The following is an 18,498-nucleotide window of genomic DNA, read 5'->3' as shown; positions in this document are numbered from 1 at the left end:
GGTTTGAGAAATTTGAAGTATCTCTTCTTTCTAGATGGAACCCTAATCCATTGCATTACCCTTTTGCTATTCCAATCACTTGGAAGCAGGATTCGAACCTGCATATTTGGTGTTGTTATTCTACCAGACTGAACTATTCCGATTGCTCGGAAGTGGGATTCGAACCCACGACACACAACGTGTTTCGACAATACATCTTTCTCTCTATCAGAATATGAAATGCAACGGCACTCATACTTTGGGGCTATTTAAGACCCGCAACTGTGGATAGATACCTCTCTTATATTGCCATCCCGATTTTTACATCGGAATATCTTTATATCTATTTTCATATTTAATCAAAGAACTTTATCGCTTACGTCATGTCATTATTTAAAAAATTTCGTCATTGCGAGGGTCGATTTTCATCGTGCCTCGCAATGATGCTTAGGGACAAATCCGAAAGCTTAATTAATAACATTGCGCTGGGCGACAATACAAATTTGCTACCCAGCTGCGCTGCAGATTTGCGCATTAGAAAATATTTTGTAAATAACACTTAAGTGTTTGATAATGAATGATAAAATTTTCATTGATTTCTTTTTCATCAGCCAATTGCGCAGTTGTGTTGCGTAGATGGATTGAATAATGCTATATTAATTCATTAATTTTCAATAGTTTTTGTGAAAACTCATTAAAATTCTAAATATGGCCATCAATAAATTAGCACTCATTCGGTATAAAACCATAGACGATTGTTTAAGAAACCGTTTTCGTAAATGGACTTTAGATGATATTATTGAAAAGGTTGCCAAAACTCTTTATGAGCTAGAGGGAATTACTACGGGCGTAAGTAAACGCACCATTCAGGCGGATATCCAATTGATGCGGAGCGATAAACTAGGTTACAATGCACCAATTGTGGTGCAGGATAAACGGTTTTATGCCTACGATGAGGCGAGTTACAGCATTACTAAAGCTCCAATCAATAATGCTGACGTTGATAAAATGAAAGAAATTGTGGGCGTATTAAAAGAATTTAATGCCTTTAACTATTTCGATGAAATGAGCGATATGATTGCCCGCCTGGAAAATAATCTTTATAAAAGCACAAAACAAAGCGGAAATAACATCCAGTTAGAAGGAAATAAGTTGGTAAAAGGACTAGAGTGTATTCCTCCATTATATCAGGCAGTTTTAAATAAGCGATCATTATTGATTGAGTATAAATCATTCAAAGCACAACAAGGGCAGCAAGGAATTTACTATCCTTATTTATTGAAGGAATACAGAAATAGGTGGTTTTTAATCTGCAAAGCGAAAAAACGACTTGGGATTTTAAATTTGGCTTTAGATAGAATAATTGATTTTCAGGAATTACCTAACGAAGAATTTGTACTTCATGAAGGCGTAGATTTCGATCGCTATTATGATGACTTGATCGGAGTGACAAAAAATGACAGAGACCGAGCGCAAAAAGTAGTTTTAGAATTTACAAACGATCATGCGCCTTATGTGGTAACTAAGCCTTTACATTCCTCGCAGGTGGTGTTAACAAAAACTGAAAAAACAACAACTTTTAGAATTGACGTGGTTTTAAATTTCGAACTCGAAAGAGAAATTTTAGGTTTCGGAGAATGCGTTAAAGTGCTAGCACCACGTTTCTTGATTTCGAAAATTAAAAGGCGGTTGCAGCAATCTTATTACCAGTACGAAGATAACGGCGACAAAAAATCATAATATACCAACCTTACTCTTGTTGCATCAAAGCGCTTACATGCTGTGTTAACTTCACAAAATCATCCACAGTTAACTGTTCAGCACGTTTTTCGAAATAGATGTGATTGTCCATTTTATCTTTTGGCATCACAGCAGAAACGGCGTTACGCAAGGTTTTTCTACGTTGGTTAAAGCCAGCTTTTACTACACGCCAGAATAGTTTTTCGTCGCAATCTAAATTTTCAACCTCATTTCGCGTTAAACGAATCACGGCAGAGTGCACTTTTGGTGGTGGATTAAAAGTGCCTGGTTTTACAGTAAACAAATACTCAATTTTGTAATAAGCCTGAAGAAAAACACTCAAAATACCATACTCTTTGTTGCCTGCTGGCGCAGCACAACGTTGGGCCACCTCCTTCTGAAACATGCCCACCATTTCTACCACTTTGTGGCGGTTATCCAAAATTTTAAATAGAATTTGCGATGAAATATTATAAGGGAAATTCCCAATGATGGCAAATTTATCCGGGAAAATGGCGTCGAAATCTAGTTTTAGAAAGTCTCCATTAATTAAGCGATCGCCCAACTGCGGATATTTTTCATTCAGAAAATGGAAAGATTCAGTGTCAATATCGATTAGATAAGTTTGTAAGTCTTCGCGTTGCAACAAAAAATCAGACAAAATCCCCATTCCTGGCCCAACTTCCAAAACCTGCTTGTACTTTTCAGTATTCACCAGGCTTTCTACAATTCGATTGGCAATGCCCTTATCGGTTAAAAAATGCTGACCTAAATGTTTTTTCGCTTTTACTAAACTCATCTCGAAGATTTTTTTGCCACGGAAACACAGAAAGCACGGAAAAATTAGAATTACATTTTGTTCATCGTGCTGTAAAAGCTGTGTTTTGCAGACTAACTATTTTCTACAAAATAACTAATTTTTATCCGGTAAGCACCTGTTTAAGCGAAAATCAGTAATTTGCGCTAAAATTTTCCAGTAATTATGAGCAATAAACTTAAAATTGGTATCAGTATAGGCGACGTGAATGGTATAGGTTTGGAGGTAATCATCAAAACGTTATCAAATCCGGCTATTTTAAATTATTGTACACCAATTGTTTATGGTCATACCAAGGTTTCCTCTTTCCATCGAAAGGCAAATAACCTGGGCGATTTCAGTTTTAACGTTATTAATCATGCTAATCAAGCGCAGCTTAAAAAAGCAAATATGATTAATTGCTGGGAAGAAGATGTAAAAATCGAACTTGGGCAGGTAACTGAAACGGGTGGAAAATATGCGCTTTTATCGCTCGAAAGAGCAACGGCTGATTTAGTTGCGGGCGACATTGATGCTTTGGTTACGGCTCCGATTAACAAACACAACATTCAATCAGAAACCTTTTCGTTTCCTGGCCATACCGAATATTTGCAGGAAAAAAGCGGAAGTAAAGATGTGCTGATGTTTTTAATCAGTGAAAATTTACGTGTTGGGGTAGTTACCGGACACATTCCTGTTAAGGACGTTCCAACATCTATTACCAAAGATAAAATTCTCAGTAAATTAAAGTTGATTAATGATAGCTTGAAAAAAGATTTCTGGATCGAAAAACCAAAAATCGCCGTTTTGGGGTTAAATCCTCATGCCAGCGATAATGGATTATTGGGTGCCGAAGAGGCTGAAATTATTTCTCCAGCCATTAAAGAGGCTTATGATAAAGGTTTAATGGTTTTCGGTCCTTATCCTGCTGATGGATTTTTTGGAAATGGAAGCTACAAACAATTCGATGCAGTGTTGGCTATGTACCACGATCAGGGTTTAATTCCCTTTAAAACCTTGGCTTTCCATAATGGCGTAAATTTTACGGCAGGTTTAAATTTCGTTCGCACATCTCCAGATCATGGAACGGGCTACGATATCGCCGGTAAAGATTTGGCCGATTCTACCTCATTTACTGAAGCATTATTTTCAGCCATACACATCGTTAAAAACCGCAGAGAGCAAGAAGAAATGTTAAGTACTCAGTTACGCGGTGGTGGAAAGGTTGTTGAAACACAGTTTGACATAAAAGACGACGCTTCTTAAGACTTAGATCTTAATTTTTTGTAAAGCAAAGTTCTGTGTCTTATCGGTTGCGAAAGTCCTGCTATTCGTTCCAATTCCCGATGAAGAATCGGGAGATTTTCACTGCTATCAGGTTTATTTTGGTTAAAATTGTGTATCAAATAAAAATGAAATGAGCAAAATTTCCCCAATTATCAAGCCCGAAGATTTAACCTGGTTAAATCAAGATGATGAAATTGTAATTGTCGATGCCAGTGCGGGCTCGAAAGTTCGTTATGATGAGCAACATTTAGCAGGTGCAATTTTTGTCGATGTAAACGATGATTTAGCCAATATCGGCGACTTTGCAGTTGGTGGTCGCCATCCACTGCCTAGCTTGGAGCAGTTTGCCAATACGTTGCAGAAACTTGGCATTACAAAGCATAGTCATGTTATCATTTACGATGATAAAAACGGTGGTAATGCTGCTGCAAGGTTTTGGTGGATGCTGAGATCTGTTGGCCATGAAAAAGTTCAGGTAATTGATGGAGGTTTTCAAGCGGCGGTAAAAGCAAATTTTCCGACAACAAATAAAGTTGAGATTCCAAAATCTGTTGGTCAATACGAAGTTGGTTCATGGAGTTTGCCTTTGTCTGATATAGATGAAGTGGAAGGAGTTTCTAAAACGGATGATCATATCGTAATCGACGTACGGGATGCAAATCGTTTTGCAGGCTTAACAGAGCCGATAGATACGATAGCTGGCCATATTCCGGGTGCAATAAACATTCCCTTTACAGAAAATTTAGATGCGGACGGCAGATTTTTAAATCAAGAAGTTTTGAGAGAAAATTATACCAAAGCTTTAGAAAAAGTTGAGCCAGCAAATGTTATTGTTCATTGCGGATCGGGTATTACCGCTTGCCATACGCTTTTAGCAATTGATTATGCTGGTTTGCCTATTCCTAAATTGTATGTCGGCTCATGGAGTGAGTGGAGTAGAAACAATAAGGAAATGGTATTAGCCAAACATTAATCTTTGATTCTTCTAAAGGAAGTTATAAATAAGCCCCCGTCTGCGGCAGGTAGACGATTAACTTGCAAATCTATTTTGTTGTTCTTTAAAGTTACTAACTCTAATGTGCAGGTGCTTATTAGAGTTAGTAACTTTCCAATAAACAGCGAAACTTTCGTAACTGCTTAGCAACGAAACTGATTTTCAAAAAATATGATTTAGGCTAATATTCTAAATCTCGCTTCCAGAACAGCAACAATTTTTAAAAAACATTTTTTATCTAACTATTTTATCCCTACATTTGCAGGCTAAAATTTTACAGTACTTTGAAGCCATTAAAACAATTTTCTATACCGTTTACCGGATTAAAATTGGGAGTTCATCACTTTGATTATGAGCTTGATGACCGCTTTTTTAATGCGTTTGAATATTCATTAATTAAAAGCGGAGATTTAAAAGTAGAACTGGAACTTGAGAAACAAGAGACCATGTTGCTTTTAAAATTTAAAGTTATTGGAACAGTAAATTTAGATTGCGATAAATGTTTATCGGAGTTTGCCTACCCGGTAAACTTGTACGAAAGACAGATTGTGAAATTTGCTGAGGATGAGTTGGAAAGCGATGATGAGGAAATTATTACGCTAAACCGCAAAGACACCGAGATTGATATATCGGCACCTTTGTACGAAATGATCAACGTAGCTGTACCTTATATCAAAAACTGCGAGCAGGCAGATAAAGAGTGTGACCAGGAAATGATTGACCGGTTAGAGCAGCTCTCTATTGATAAGCAAGCAGAAGAAAACGAACAAACAAGCGACCCACGTTGGGAAGCCCTTAATAAGTTAAAAAAATAATTAGATTATACACCAATGGCACATCCAAAACGGAAAATCTCGAAACAGAGAAAAAATAAAAGAAGAACGCACTATAAAGCAGTAACTCCTTCTTTAGCAACTTGCGCAGCAACAGGTGCTATCCACGTACCTCACCGTGCATACAACGTTGATGGTAACTTATACTATAACGGTAAATTGGTTATCGAAAATACTCAAATCGGGTAATTTTCTTAAAAAATTGTTTGTGTTTTCAGCGGCTTTAGTCATACCTTAGTCGACTGATAATTTTAGGATTTTACCTAATCTAACACAAACAGATTTTTTCTATGAAAATAGGCCTCGACATAATGGGCGGAGACTATGCTCCCAAAGCAATCGTTTTGGGAGCAATAGCAGCTCATCAATCGCTAAACGCCGGAGAACATTTAGTTCTTATCGGCGATACCGAAAAGATTAAACCCATTCTCGCAGAAGAGGGCTTTAATCCGGATCATTTTGAATACGTTCATACTGATGAAGTTATTGGTATGGGCGAACATCCTACCAAAGCTATTGTTCAGAAACCAAATTCGAGCATTGCGGTTGGCTTTAACCTTTTAAAAGAAGGTAAAATCGATTCTTTTGCCAGCGCTGGTAACTCTGGTGCGATGCTGGTCGGCGCTGTTTTTAGCGTTAAAACTATTCCGGGCATTATTCGCCCTTGCCTTTGCTCTATTCTTCCAAAACTTAAGGGTGGTACCGGTCTGTTATTAGATGTAGGTGCAAACGCTGATTGCAAGCCAGATATTTTACTTCAGTTTGGCGTTTTGGGAAGCTTATATGCCGAAAATTTATTGCAGATAGAAAACCCTCGGGTAGCTTTAATGAATATTGGTGAAGAAGATGAAAAAGGAAACATGTTAAGCATGGCTACTTTTCCGTTGATGAAGGATACCAATCTTTTTAATTTTGTTGGGAATGTTGAAGGTAGAGATTTATTCAATGATAAATCGGATGTGATCGTTTGCGATGGTTTTACAGGAAACGTGATGCTAAAACTAGCAGAATCATTTTATGTAATTACCATTAAAAAAGGTTTGAAAGATGAGTTTTTCGATCGTTTTAATTACGAACAATACGGTGGAAGTCCGGTTTTAGGCGTTAACGCTCCCGTTGTTATCGGACATGGAATTTCTAGTCCGCTGGCTGTTAAAAATATGGTTCTTCAATCCAGAGAAATGATTACCACTGGGTTGGTAGAAAAGATTAGAATGGCATTTAAATAATTTATTAAAATTTTTAAAATGAGTAAAATTCATGCTGCTATTACTGCAGTAAATGGTTACGTCCCCGACTATGTGTTAACGAATGCAGAGTTAGAAACCATTGTTGATACGTCTGATGAATGGATTACCAGCAGAACGGGAATTAAAGAGCGTAGAATTTTAAAAGGCGAAGGTTTGGGTACTTCAGATATGGCTGTGCATGCTGTAAATGGGTTACTTAAAAAAAGAGGTATTGGTGCAAAAGAAATTGAATTGATTATCTTTTGCACCACTACACCTGATTTTACTTTCCCTGCAACGGCGAATGTTTTAGCCGATAAAGTTGGGGCGACAAATGCATGGGGTTACGATTTACAAGCTGCTTGCTCGGGTTTTATTTTCGGTTTAGCTACCGGTGCATCTTTCATTGAATCGGGAAGACATAAAAAAGTTTTAGTTGTTGGTGGCGATAAAATGTCGTCTATTATCAATTATGAAGACCGTACAACCTGTATCATCTTTGGTGATGGCTGTGGTTGTGCTTTATTAGAGCCAAATGAAGAGGGCTTTGGTATTCAGGATTCTATTTTAAGAACCGATGGTTCGGGAAGAGATTTCTTAGGAATGAAAGCCGGTGGTTCTGTTAAGCCAGCAACTCATGAAAGCATTGATGCCAGAGAGCATTTCGCACATCAGGAAGGCCCTACAGTATTTAAATTTGCGGTAACTAATATGGCCGATGTCGCAGCAGAAATTATGGAACGTAACAGCTTAACCGCTGATGATGTTGCATGGTTAGTGCCTCACCAGGCTAACAAACGCATTATCGATGCTACTGCTAACCGTATGGGCGTAACTACTGATAAAGTAATGATCAACATTGAGCGTTACGGCAATACCACAAACGGAACTATTCCATTATGCTTATGGGAATGGGAAAGCAGACTAAAAAAAGGAGATAACATTGTGTTAGCTGCTTTTGGAGGAGGCTTTACCTGGGGTTCTATTTACCTTAAATGGGCTTACGATACAAATTAGAGAATGGAAAATTGTAGATAGAAAATAGATGATGTACTTTCTAGCCAGGTCTATTCCCTATTTCCGTTTCCTATTTTCTATATAATTACAAACAAAAAAAAGTATAACTTAGTTAATTCATTTATACACTATTTTTTACATAACAAGGATTAAAAAATGGATATCAAACAAATACAGGAACTGATAAAATTTGTTTCTCGTTCTGGAGTAAACGAAGTTGCTATTGAGCAGGAAAACTTCAAGATCACGATTAAAACAAACCAGGCACCAACAGTTGTGCATGCTACCGTACCACAAGCACCACTTGTGCAGGCTGCTGCGCCAGTTGCTACAGCTCCTACAGCTCCGGTTGCGGCTACACCTGCGGTACCAGCTGCAGAGGATACATCAAAATATATTACTATTAAATCTCCAATGATTGGTACATTCTACCGTTCTTCTAGTCCGGATAAACCGATGTTTGTAAACGTTGGCGATGAAATCAGCACTGGTAAAGTAGTTTGTATTATTGAAGCAATGAAACTATTTAACGAAATTGAAAGTGAAGTTTCAGGTCGTATCGTTAAAATTTTGGTTGATAATGCATCACCAGTTGAATACGATCAGCCGTTGTTTTTAGTAGAACCTATCTAATTAGATCATTAACTAATTAGCCAATTAGCTAATTTATAATATATGTTTAAAAAAATACTGATTGCCAACAGGGGAGAAATCGCTTTGCGTATTATCCGTACCTGTAAGGAAATGGGCATCAAAACAGTTGCTGTCTACTCTACCGCCGATCGCGAAAGTTTACACGTACGTTTTGCTGATGAGGCTGTTTGTATTGGTCCTCCTCCAAGTAAAGATTCTTATTTAAATATTCCAAATATTATTTCAGCAGCAGAATTAACTAATGCTGATGCCATACATCCAGGTTATGGTTTCTTATCAGAAAACGCTAAGTTTTCTAATATTTGCCGCGAGTACGGTATCAAATTTATTGGTGCAACTCCCGAGCAGATTAATGGTATGGGCGATAAAGCCTCTGCTAAAGAAACCATGAAAATTGCAGGTGTACCTACTATTCCAGGTTCAGAAGGTTTGCTTACCAGCGTAAAAGAAGGTATTGCAATTGCCAATGAAATGGGTTACCCTGTAATCCTTAAAGCAACTGCTGGTGGTGGTGGCCGTGGGATGCGTGTAGTTTGGAAAGATGAAGATTTTGAAAATGCCTGGGATAGCGCCCGTCAGGAATCTGGTGCTGCTTTCGGTAACGACGGCTTATATTTAGAGAAATACATCGAAGATCCACGTCACATTGAAATTCAAATTATTGGAGATCAGTTTGGTAAAGCATGCCATTTATCCGAGCGTGATTGTTCGATTCAACGCCGTCACCAAAAGTTGGTAGAAGAATCTCCTTCACCATTTATGACCGAAGAACTTCGTGTAAGAATGGGAGAAGCCGCTATCAAAGGTGCTCAAGCAGTAAATTATGAAGGCGCTGGTACAATCGAATTTTTGGTTGATAAACACCGCAATTTCTATTTTATGGAAATGAATACGCGTATTCAGGTAGAACATCCAGTTACTGAGGAAGTAATCAATTTTGATTTAATTAAAGAGCAAATTAAAGTAGCTGCCGGAATACCGATTTCGGGTAAAAATTATTTCCCTGATATGCATGCGATTGAATGTCGTATCAATGCTGAAGATCCAGCGAATAATTTCCGTCCTTCACCAGGAAAAATTACGAATTTCCACTCTCCAGGTGGTCACGGGGTTCGTGTAGATACACATGTATATGCAGGTTATTCTATTCCATCAAACTACGATTCGATGATTGCAAAGCTAATTTGTGTGGCACAAACCCGCGAAGAAGCCATTTGTACTATGGAACGTGCTTTAGGAGAATTTGTGATTGAAGGTGTTAAAACTACCATTCCTTTCCATTTACAATTGATGAAAGACCCTAACTTTAGAGCAGGTAACTTCACTACAAAATTTATGGAAACATTTGAATTTATAGATTCTGAATAACTGAAAATTTAAATATTTTAAGAAGCCAGGTTTGAAAAAACCTGGCTTCTTTTTTTTGTGGCGATCTGAGTGAATGTTAACGTTCAATCTCAAGTGTTATCAAAAATAAATCCTTAACCTTGTAGCGTTTAAGTAATTACGCTCGTTTCTAAATTAAAACCCTCAAACCATGAAAAAAAATCTACTTAACCTATTTCTGCTTCTTTTTGTTGGAGTATTGTTTACACAATGCAAAAAAGATGAATATGAAGTAATCAAAATCACAAAAATGATTTCTGTTGAGGCAATGAGAGCCTTGCCAGTAGGAGTTAGTAAAGCCATCGAAGCCAAAAAAACTGGAAAAATCTACATTTACAACGATTACCTTTTAATTAATGAGCCTTATGAGGGTATTCATATTTATAATAATGCAAATCCCAGTTCACCCGTAAATGTTGCTTTTTTAAAAATTCCTGGAAACGTCGATCTTGCTGTTCGTAACAACATTCTCTATGCAGATAGTTTCATCGATTTGCTTGCCTTCGATATTTCGAATATGAACAGTATTAAGCAAGTTAAACGGCTAAACGATGTTTTCAAGCAGGTTTATTCTACTGGTGTTCAAAAATATCTATACTACACAAAAGATACAGTAATTAAAAAACAAAAGTACACAGGTGTTGTGAATGACATTTCTGCATACTCCAGTTCATCTTCTCAAAGCGGCTCATCTGGTCAGGGCGGTTCCATGGCAAGGTTTACATTGATGAATGATTACTTGTATACGGTAGGCATGTATGAGCTTGGTTTATTTGATGTAAAAAATGCTGCGAGTCCATCTTATGTTAAATCAATCAACTTGGGTTGGGGAGTTGAAACCATTTTTCCTTACGATAATAAATTATTCATCGGTACCAATACAGGTATGCATATTTTTAATGCTGTTGATGCTGCAAATCCGGTAAAACTATCTACTTACAGTCATGTTTTTGCCTGCGACCCGGTTGTGGTGCAAGGGAAGTATGCCTATGTTACTTTAAGAACGGGAACGTTTTGCAGACAAACCGTTAATCAGCTGGAAGTGGTAGATATCGAAGACCCAACAAAACCTAAGCAGGTAGCGCTTTACCAGATGCAGAACCCACACGGCTTAAGTATTAGTGGGAATAATTTGTTTTTATGCGAAGGTAATTTCGGCATCAAAAGCTTCAATATTTCTGATTATAAAGCTATTGGAAGTAACATGTTACAGCATCTGCAAACGGTAAAAAGTTTCGATGTAATTGCAGGTCCGAAATCGCTAATTGTTACAGGAGAAGATGGCGTTTACCAATTTAATTATAGCAATGCTTCTAATTTGAAACAGATGAGTTTAATTAAAGTGAAATAATAAAGTAAGAAACATATAAAATCAATTTTTATATGCATTTCTCATAATTATCTAAACTATTTCTATATTTAACACGTAGATACCATTCTATTCAATTAGAATGGTATTTTTGTTTTCAACATGAGCGACACTAAAAAAACTTCCCTTACAAAAGCTATAGGACAAAAGAGTACAACCTTAGAGGCAGAAATGTCTTTCTTCGATCACCTTGATGTTCTCCGTAAACACTTAATCAGAGCTGTAATTGCCATTGCCGTTTTTACTGGTATCGCTTTCTATTTCAACGAATTTATTCTGGATAAGATTATTTTTGGACCGAAGAAACCCGATTTCTGGACGTATCGCATGATGTGCAAGTTGGTAGAGAAATTTCCTTCACTCGGAGCAGATATGTGTATCACCAAAATTAATGGTGAAATTATCAATACCGAGATGGCAGGACAGTTCAATCTTCAGTTAAACGTTTGCGTAATGTGCGGTATAGTAGTAGGATTTCCTTATTTGCTATGGGAGATCTGGCGATTTATTAAGCCTGCTTTGCATGAAAATGAGCGTAAATCTGCCAGCGGTTTTGTGTTTTTCGCATCAGTGCTATTTGTTATTGGTATTCTATTTGGATATTTCATTGTTTGCCCGCTTTCGGTTAACTTTTTAACGGGATATACGGTAAGTGAAGAGATTAAAAATACATTTACAGTTGATTCATACTTATCATCTGTAGCTACTTTAACGTTGGGTACCGGAATTATTTTCGAGCTTCCTGTAATTATTTTTATTTTATCTAAGCTTGGATTGATGACTCCAAAGTTAATGAGGTCGAGCAGAAGATATGCAGCGGTAATTATTTTAATTATAGCAGCTATTGTTACGCCAACACCAGATATTATGACAATGTTGATTGTAGCAACACCACTATTTTTGCTTTATGAATTGAGTATTTTCGTTTCTGCTTTCATCGAAAGAAAAAAGAAAAAAGATGAAGCAGCATTCTTCGCTAACTAACAAAAACATTACGAATAGATTTTATAATTCTATATAAATTTGGACATGTCTGAAACTAGAATAAAAATAGCGATTGGTGGAGATCACGCTGGTTTTGAATATAAAGAATGGTTAAAAGATTATCTTGTCAATTATGATGTAAAGGATTTTGGCACCTATTCGTTAGATTCTGTCGATTATCCTGATTTTGCCCATCCGGTAGCAGCTGCTGTCGAAAGTGGCGAGTTCCTTTATGGCATTTTATTGTGTGGATCGGCAAATGGGGTAGCCATAGCCGCCAACAAACATGCAGGTATTCGAGCAGGTTTATGCTGGGAGAATGAAGTAGCATCATTAGTAAGAAAACATAACAATGCTAATGTATTGTGTATTCCGGCCAGATTTGTTTCAGAAGAATTGGCAAAAGAAATTACATCAACTTTTTTAAATACCGAATTTGAAGGCGGTCGCCATCAAACCCGTGTTGATAAAATTTCATGTTAACCCTATCAAACTAAACTAACTATTACCCATAATGAATAAAAGATTTTTAACCCTAGGCTTGGCGTCGATATTAAGTGTTGGCTGCTTCGCACAAGTTAAACCTTTAGCGCCAAATAAAGATGCGATTAGGTTTAGCAAAGCGATCAATCCTGAAAATGCATTTAAACACCTTTCTGTTTTGGCTTCTGATGAATATGAAGGTCGTGAAACAGGTAAAAAAGGTGCGTGGATGGCTGCAGATTATATTCGCGACTATTTTAAATCCATTGGATTAAAAGGACCGGTTGATGGTGGTTATTTCCAGAAAATTGACCTGGCAACTTACGCGATTAGCGAAAGTATGCTTACTATAAACGGTCAACCGAAACAAGCATACAAAGATTACTTAATCACCAGTAATGCTGTAGGTTTAAACGGCTTTACTTTTAGTGCTGATGAGATTATTTTTGCTGGCTATGGCATTTCTAAAGACGGTTTTAACGAATACGACGGCATCAATGTAGAAGGAAAAGTAGTTGTCATTTTTGCAGTTGGCGATCCGACAATGAAAGCAACTGATAAAGCAGACAGACGTGCCGCAATGATGGCAAGGCAGAAGAAATTGGGTTATCTGGCTCAAAATAAAGCCAAAGCAGTTATATTAATCGACCCAACTGTTGACAATATTTCTGCAGAACGTAAAGCATCTTTAGAAGCTGGCCAAGTGGTAATGAGAACCGAAGAAGTGGTGGAGCGGATGAAAAAGCAAAATCCATTTACTGTCATCAGCGTTTCTACCGCTACCGGAAACGAAATTTTAAAAGCTGCAAATACCACGATAGATGCTTTTCAGGCGAAAGTGGACGAAACAAATAAACCTGCCTCGCAGACCATTAGTTTAGCCATTTCTGCAAGTGCAATGAAAAAAGGTACTGATGTTCGCGGAGAAAATGTGTTAGGTTTCCTTGAGGGAACAGATCCGAAATTGAAGAAAGAAGTTTTGGTATTAACAGGCCACTACGATCACATTGGTATTACGCCAGAAGTTGAAGGACCAGATAAAATCAATAACGGTGCAGATGATGATGGTTCTGGTACCACCGGTGTTCTTTTAATGGCAAAAGCCTTTACCGACGCTAAAAAAGCCGGAAAAGGATCTAAACGTAGCATTCTTTTCATGACTGTTGTTGGTGAGGAGAAAGGTTTGTGGGGTTCTGATTGGTATTCTCAGCATCCTGTATTCCCGGTAGAAAATACCATCGCAAACTTGAATACGGATATGATTGGTCGTATCGGTGAGAAATATTTAGGTACACCAGATTCAGCGAACTATATTTATTCTGTAGGTTCAAATATGTTGAGTAGTGATTTAGGAACCCTAAGCGAGCAGGTAAATGCCACTTATACCAAAATGAAATTGGATTATAAATATGATGATCCTAACGATACAGACAGGATTTATTACCGTTCTGATCACTACAACTTTGCGAAGTTAGGGATTCCGATTATTTTCTATTATGATGGAATGTTAGAACAGGATTATCACAGACCTGGTGATGAAGTAAGCAAAATTAACTTCCCGCTATTGACGAAGAGAGCCAAACTTACCTATTTCACCGCTTGGGAATTGGCCAACCGCCCTAAGCGTCCTGCTATTGATAGAGACGGAAAAGGAAATCCAAAGAAATAAAAAATAAAATTTAAGCCCCGATTTGTGAATCGGGGCTTTTTTATGCACAATACTTTTGGTGGCAATAGAAATTCCTATCTTTGAAATATGATGAAAACTGCCGATGAATTTTTAGAGAAATCTGATAAAAAAGCGTTCGATCTACCGCATCGTAAAACCATTAATTTTAATATTGGTAAATACAATACTGCAGTAGAACGCGGTTTATCTAAATTCGAAAACCTGGAGGCATCAAAGAGAAAAGCACATGTTATCAAATGGCGTGTGATGGAAAATCTAGATAAATATCTGCCAGAGTTCGAATCAAATTTCCAACGTCGGGGGGGCAAGGTGATTTGGGCAAATGATGCAGCAGAGGCACAGCAAGAAATCTTGAATATCATCAAACGGAATGGCGGTAAATCGGTTATCAAATCAAAATCGATGACCACCGAAGAAATTCACATCAACGATTTTCTTGCTGAAAACGGAATCGAGTCGTTAGAAAGTGATTTGGGAGAGTATATTGTTCAGTTATTGGGACAAGCTCCTTACCATATTGTAACTCCAGCCATGCACTTAAGTGCTACTGACATCGCACAGTTGTTTCATGATAAATTTGGTACACCAGTAGATGCTACGCCACCTCAGTTGGTTCAAAAAGCGAGGGAATTGCTTCGTGATAAATATTTAAACGCTGATATTGGAATTAGTGGCGGTAATTTTCTGATTGCCGATACAGGAAGCATTGCCATTACGGAAAATGAAGGGAATGCCAGATTGAGCACCACATTTCCAAAAATTCATATTGCAATTGTAGGGATCGAAAAAATAGTTCCGTCAATGGCTGATTTAGATTTGTTTTGGCCATTGTTAGCTTCACATGGAACTGGGCAAAACTTAACGGTTTACAATACCATTTTAAGTGGCCCACGCCAACCAAACGAAACGGATGGTCCGGAAGAAATGTATGTGATCCTTTTGGATAATGGACGTACAAATTTATTGGCTCAAAAAGACCAGCGTCAGGGTTTGTATTGCATTCGCTGTGGTGCCTGTTTAAATGCATGTCCGGTTTATAAAAATATTGGCGGCCATACTTACAACACCACTTACAGCGGTCCTATCGGCTCGGTGATTACTCCGCATTTAAAAGGCATGGAAGAGTTTAAGCACTTAAGTTACGCCTCTAGTTTATGCGGAAAGTGCTCTGAAGTTTGTCCTGTGAAAATCGATATTCACAAAATGTTACTTCTTAACCGTAGAGACGCGGCTTCAACACATGAAAATGGCAAAGTAGAAGAAATGGGTTGGGGAATGTTTAACCGAATGATGCAAAAACGTAAGTGGATGGATTTTTTCGGGGGAAAATTCAAGAACTTCATGCTAAAATCATTCTTCAAAAAAAGTTGGGGGAAATACCGTGAAATGCCTAAAGTGGCCGATAAGTCTTTTGCAAAACAGTGGGAGGAATTGAAGAAGAATAAGGAGGAGTAATAAAACGTTGAATATCATTACCGCTTCTTCCTATCAAATTCGTAAATTCACAGTTAAGTCGTGTAAATTATGCCAACACTTTTCATCGTCTTTGGATTGAGATTTTTCTTCTATTCTAATGAGCATTTACCTGTTCATGTTCATGTCAAAAATGCTGACGGTGAAGCTAAATTCGAGGTTGAAGAAGTTAAATTGATTTCAAATAAAGGCCTTAAGAATAAAGATGTTAGTTTGGCGATTGCTTTAATCGAAGAGAACAAAGAAATTATCATCAATAAATGGAATGAATATCATGGACATTAATGTAATTAAAGTTTGGTTTGATGATGGAAACATTTTCATTAAAACAAATACTGATGAAGTTAGAGGTCATCCACTAAGTTGGTTTCCAAGGTTGCAAAAGGCATCAAAATCTTCACTGGAAAATTTTACACTTTCGCCATTTGGAATACATTGGGAGGAGCTTGATGAGGATTTGAGCTTTGAAGGTTTTTTTAATTTTACACCTCATGAATCAATTTTAGAGAAAAAATAACCAGGTCTTTCAAAATTCATATGCACTTCAACCGCCGCGATAAAGACGACAAATTCTTATTGAATTTATACAAAAGATTGCTTTATCCTCGAATGGTTGAGGAAAAGATGCTTAAACTTCTGCGCCAAGGTAGAATTGGCAAATGGTTCTCAGGTATTGGGCAAGAAGCCATTGCTGTTGGCAGTACCTTAGCCATGCAGCAAGATGAGTATATTCTGCCCATGCACCGCAATCTTGGTGTTTTCACCTCAAGAGATATTCCCTTAAAAAAATTGATGGCGCAATGGCAAGGCAAAATAACAGGCTTTACCAAAGGCCGAGATCGCTCTTTTCACTTTGGAACACAAGATTATAAAATCATTGGAATGATCTCCCATCTTGGGCCGCAGATGGCTTTAGCTGATGGTATTGCCCTGGCAGATATTTTAGACAAAAAACAAAAGGTAACTTTGGTTTACACTGGCGAAGGTGCCACAAGCGAGGGGGATTTTCATGAAGCCGTTAATGTTGCAGCAGTTTGGAATTTGCCGGTTATCTTCCTGATAGAAAATAATGGCTATGGTTTATCCACACCAAAATCTGAACAGTTTAAGTGTAAAAATCTGGTTGATAAAGCGATTGGCTATGGCATTGAAGGCGTTCAGATAGATGGAAACAATATTCTGGAGGTTTATGATACCATTAATCAATTGGCTAATGAGCTTAGAAAAGATCCTCGTCCTGTTTTGGTGGAGTGTTTAACGTTTAGAATGCGTGGACATGAGGAGGCATCAGGCACGAAATATGTTCCTCAGGAATTATTCGATGAATGGAAAAAGAAAGATCCGTTGAATAATTATGAATCGTACCTGATTGAACAAGGTGTGTTAAGCACCGATGCGGCGATTGACATTAAAATTCAAATTAAAAGAAGTATAGAGTTAGAAGTAGAAGAAGCCTTTAATGAGCCGGAGCCTAAAGCGGATGCTGAACAGGAAGAGCTTGATATGTATTTTCCATACGAACAAACTGCTGTTGCGCCAAGTCAATCTTCCACAGAAAAAAGATATTTAGATGCTATAACTGATGCATTAGATTTAGCCATGCAGAAATATCAAAACCTCGTTTTAATGGGGCAGGATATTGCTGATTATGGCGGTGCTTTCAAAATAACCGATGGGTTTACCGCCAAGTACGGCAAGGGCCGAGTTCGCAATACACCAATTTGCGAATCCGCTATTGTCGGCGCTGGTTTGGGTTTGTCTATTAACGGTTACAAGGCAGTTGTAGAAATGCAGTTTGCAGATTTCGTAACGGTTGGTTTTAACCAGATTGTAAACAATTTGGCCAAAACACATTACCGTTGGGGCGAAAAAGCCGATGTTGTGGTTCGGATGCCAACGGGTGCAGGAACAGGTGCCGGTCCATTCCACTCACAAAGCAACGAGGCCTGGTTTACAAAAACTCCAGGATTAAAGGTAGTTTATCCTGCGTTTCCAGAAGATGCTAAAGGATTGCTTCTTGCTGCTATTGAAGATCCAAATCCAGTGCTTTATTTCGAGCATAAGTACTTGTATAGAAGTTTAACCGTGGCAGTTCCCGATGGTTATTACACCACCGAAATTGGCAAGGCGGTGAAGTTAACTTCTGGTACTAAGTTTACTATAATTACCTATGGCTTGGGCGTTCACTGGGGATTGGATTTTATTAAAAATAATCCGGATTGCGGTGGCACCCTAATTGATTTAAGAACACTTCAACCCTGGGATAAAGAAACGGTTAGCGAAGCCGTAAAATCGACAGGAAGAGTTTTAATCTTACATGAAGATACCCTCACCAGTGGCTTCGGTGCAGAAATTTCTGCATGGATTGGCGAACATTGCTTTTCGTATTTAGATGCCCCAGTGATGCGTTGCGCCAGTTTGGATACGGCAATCCCCATGAGCAAAATATTGGAAGACGATTTTTTAGCCAAGGCGAGATTAGCAGAAACAGTTGATAAATTATTGAAATATTAAAATTAGAACCACAGATTAACACAGATATTTTCATCCGTTCATCCTTTTTATCGGTGGTTAATTATATAAA

General features: G+C 37.8%; 18 protein-coding genes and 1 tRNA gene. 17 read left to right on the top strand and 2 right to left on the bottom strand.

Features of this window, described 5'->3' with window-relative positions; genetic code table 11:
• Positions 1-80: 80 nt before the first annotated feature.
• Positions 81-144 (bottom strand) — tRNA-OTHER (locus ACZZZC_RS22845).
• Between the two features lie 543 nt (positions 145-687).
• On the opposite strand from ACZZZC_RS22845, the gene ACZZZC_RS22840 reads away from it, so the two are divergent.
• A complete protein-coding gene (locus ACZZZC_RS22840; RefSeq protein WP_463488192.1) occupies positions 688-1,719 on the top strand; it encodes a helix-turn-helix transcriptional regulator in 1,032 nt (343 codons plus the stop codon).
• A 10-nt stretch (positions 1,720-1,729) separates the two neighbouring features.
• Here the strand turns inward: ACZZZC_RS22840 and rsmA are convergent, their stop codons facing one another.
• Positions 1,730-2,518: a 16S rRNA (adenine(1518)-N(6)/adenine(1519)-N(6))-dimethyltransferase RsmA gene (gene rsmA, locus ACZZZC_RS22835; RefSeq protein ID WP_463488191.1), complete on the bottom strand. Its 789-nt coding sequence runs from the start codon at positions 2,516-2,518 to the stop codon at positions 1,730-1,732.
• 183 nt (positions 2,519-2,701) lie between these two features.
• Here rsmA and pdxA point away from each other — a divergent pair, with 183 nt between their 5' ends.
• From pdxA to ACZZZC_RS22755, 16 genes are all read left to right on the top strand, one after another.
• Positions 2,702-3,781, top strand: coding sequence for a 4-hydroxythreonine-4-phosphate dehydrogenase PdxA (gene pdxA / locus ACZZZC_RS22830; protein WP_463488190.1), 1,080 nt, complete (start codon positions 2,702-2,704; stop codon positions 3,779-3,781).
• 151 nt (positions 3,782-3,932) lie between these two features.
• Positions 3,933-4,775: a sulfurtransferase gene (locus ACZZZC_RS22825; RefSeq protein WP_463488189.1), complete on the top strand. Its 843-nt coding sequence runs from the start codon at positions 3,933-3,935 to the stop codon at positions 4,773-4,775.
• 305 nt (positions 4,776-5,080) lie between these two features.
• A complete protein-coding gene (locus ACZZZC_RS22820) occupies positions 5,081-5,611 on the top strand; it encodes a YceD family protein (protein ID WP_056851063.1) in 531 nt (176 codons plus the stop codon).
• 15 nt (positions 5,612-5,626) lie between these two features.
• Positions 5,627-5,818 (top strand): 50S ribosomal protein L32, encoded by a 192-nt coding sequence (rpmF, locus tag ACZZZC_RS22815; protein ID WP_010600130.1) that lies wholly within the window; start codon positions 5,627-5,629, stop codon positions 5,816-5,818.
• A 101-nt stretch (positions 5,819-5,919) separates the two neighbouring features.
• Positions 5,920-6,858, top strand: a complete 939-nt coding sequence (gene plsX / locus ACZZZC_RS22810) for a phosphate acyltransferase PlsX (protein ID WP_463488188.1) — start codon at positions 5,920-5,922, stop codon at positions 6,856-6,858.
• Between the two features lie 18 nt (positions 6,859-6,876).
• Positions 6,877-7,875, top strand: a complete 999-nt coding sequence (locus ACZZZC_RS22805; protein WP_463488187.1) for a beta-ketoacyl-ACP synthase III — start codon at positions 6,877-6,879, stop codon at positions 7,873-7,875.
• 156 nt (positions 7,876-8,031) lie between these two features.
• The gene (gene accB / locus ACZZZC_RS22800; RefSeq protein ID WP_265799439.1) at positions 8,032-8,508 is read left to right on the top strand and encodes an acetyl-CoA carboxylase biotin carboxyl carrier protein; all 477 of its coding nucleotides are present in this window, start codon (positions 8,032-8,034) and stop codon (positions 8,506-8,508) included.
• 42 nt (positions 8,509-8,550) lie between these two features.
• Positions 8,551-9,897 carry an acetyl-CoA carboxylase biotin carboxylase subunit gene (accC, locus tag ACZZZC_RS22795; protein WP_056851059.1) on the top strand — a complete coding sequence of 449 codons (1,347 nt, stop codon included), beginning with the start codon at positions 8,551-8,553 and terminating at the stop codon, positions 9,895-9,897.
• Between the two features lie 169 nt (positions 9,898-10,066).
• Positions 10,067-11,266: an LVIVD repeat-containing protein gene (locus ACZZZC_RS22790; RefSeq protein ID WP_463488186.1), complete on the top strand. Its 1,200-nt coding sequence runs from the start codon at positions 10,067-10,069 to the stop codon at positions 11,264-11,266.
• Positions 11,267-11,386: 120 nt separating this feature from the next.
• Entirely contained in the window at positions 11,387-12,268 is an 882-nt protein-coding gene (gene tatC, locus ACZZZC_RS22785; protein WP_463488185.1) for a twin-arginine translocase subunit TatC, read from the top strand.
• A gap of 45 nt (positions 12,269-12,313) precedes the next feature.
• Positions 12,314-12,751, top strand: a complete 438-nt coding sequence (rpiB, locus tag ACZZZC_RS22780; RefSeq protein ID WP_463484156.1) for a ribose 5-phosphate isomerase B — start codon at positions 12,314-12,316, stop codon at positions 12,749-12,751.
• 31 nt (positions 12,752-12,782) lie between these two features.
• Complete coding sequence (locus ACZZZC_RS22775) at positions 12,783-14,420, top strand: M28 family peptidase (RefSeq protein ID WP_463484155.1); 1,638 nt, start codon at positions 12,783-12,785, stop codon at positions 14,418-14,420.
• 87 nt (positions 14,421-14,507) lie between these two features.
• Positions 14,508-15,896 (top strand): LutB/LldF family L-lactate oxidation iron-sulfur protein, encoded by a 1,389-nt coding sequence (locus ACZZZC_RS22770; RefSeq protein WP_463484154.1) that lies wholly within the window; start codon positions 14,508-14,510, stop codon positions 15,894-15,896.
• Between the two features lie 69 nt (positions 15,897-15,965).
• A complete protein-coding gene (locus tag ACZZZC_RS22765; RefSeq protein ID WP_463484153.1) occupies positions 15,966-16,199 on the top strand; it encodes a DUF4160 domain-containing protein in 234 nt (77 codons plus the stop codon).
• Positions 16,189-16,431: a DUF2442 domain-containing protein gene (locus ACZZZC_RS22760; RefSeq protein WP_463484152.1), complete on the top strand. Its 243-nt coding sequence runs from the start codon at positions 16,189-16,191 to the stop codon at positions 16,429-16,431. The genes ACZZZC_RS22765 and ACZZZC_RS22760 overlap by 11 nt, the downstream gene beginning before the upstream one ends.
• Before the next feature lie 20 nt (positions 16,432-16,451).
• A complete protein-coding gene (locus ACZZZC_RS22755; RefSeq protein WP_463488184.1) occupies positions 16,452-18,428 on the top strand; it encodes an alpha-ketoacid dehydrogenase subunit alpha/beta in 1,977 nt (658 codons plus the stop codon).
• Positions 18,429-18,498: the final 70 nt, after the last annotated feature.

Source organism: Pedobacter sp. AC212 (assembly GCF_979258625.1).
This window is presented reverse-complemented; position numbering and strand designations above follow the sequence as displayed.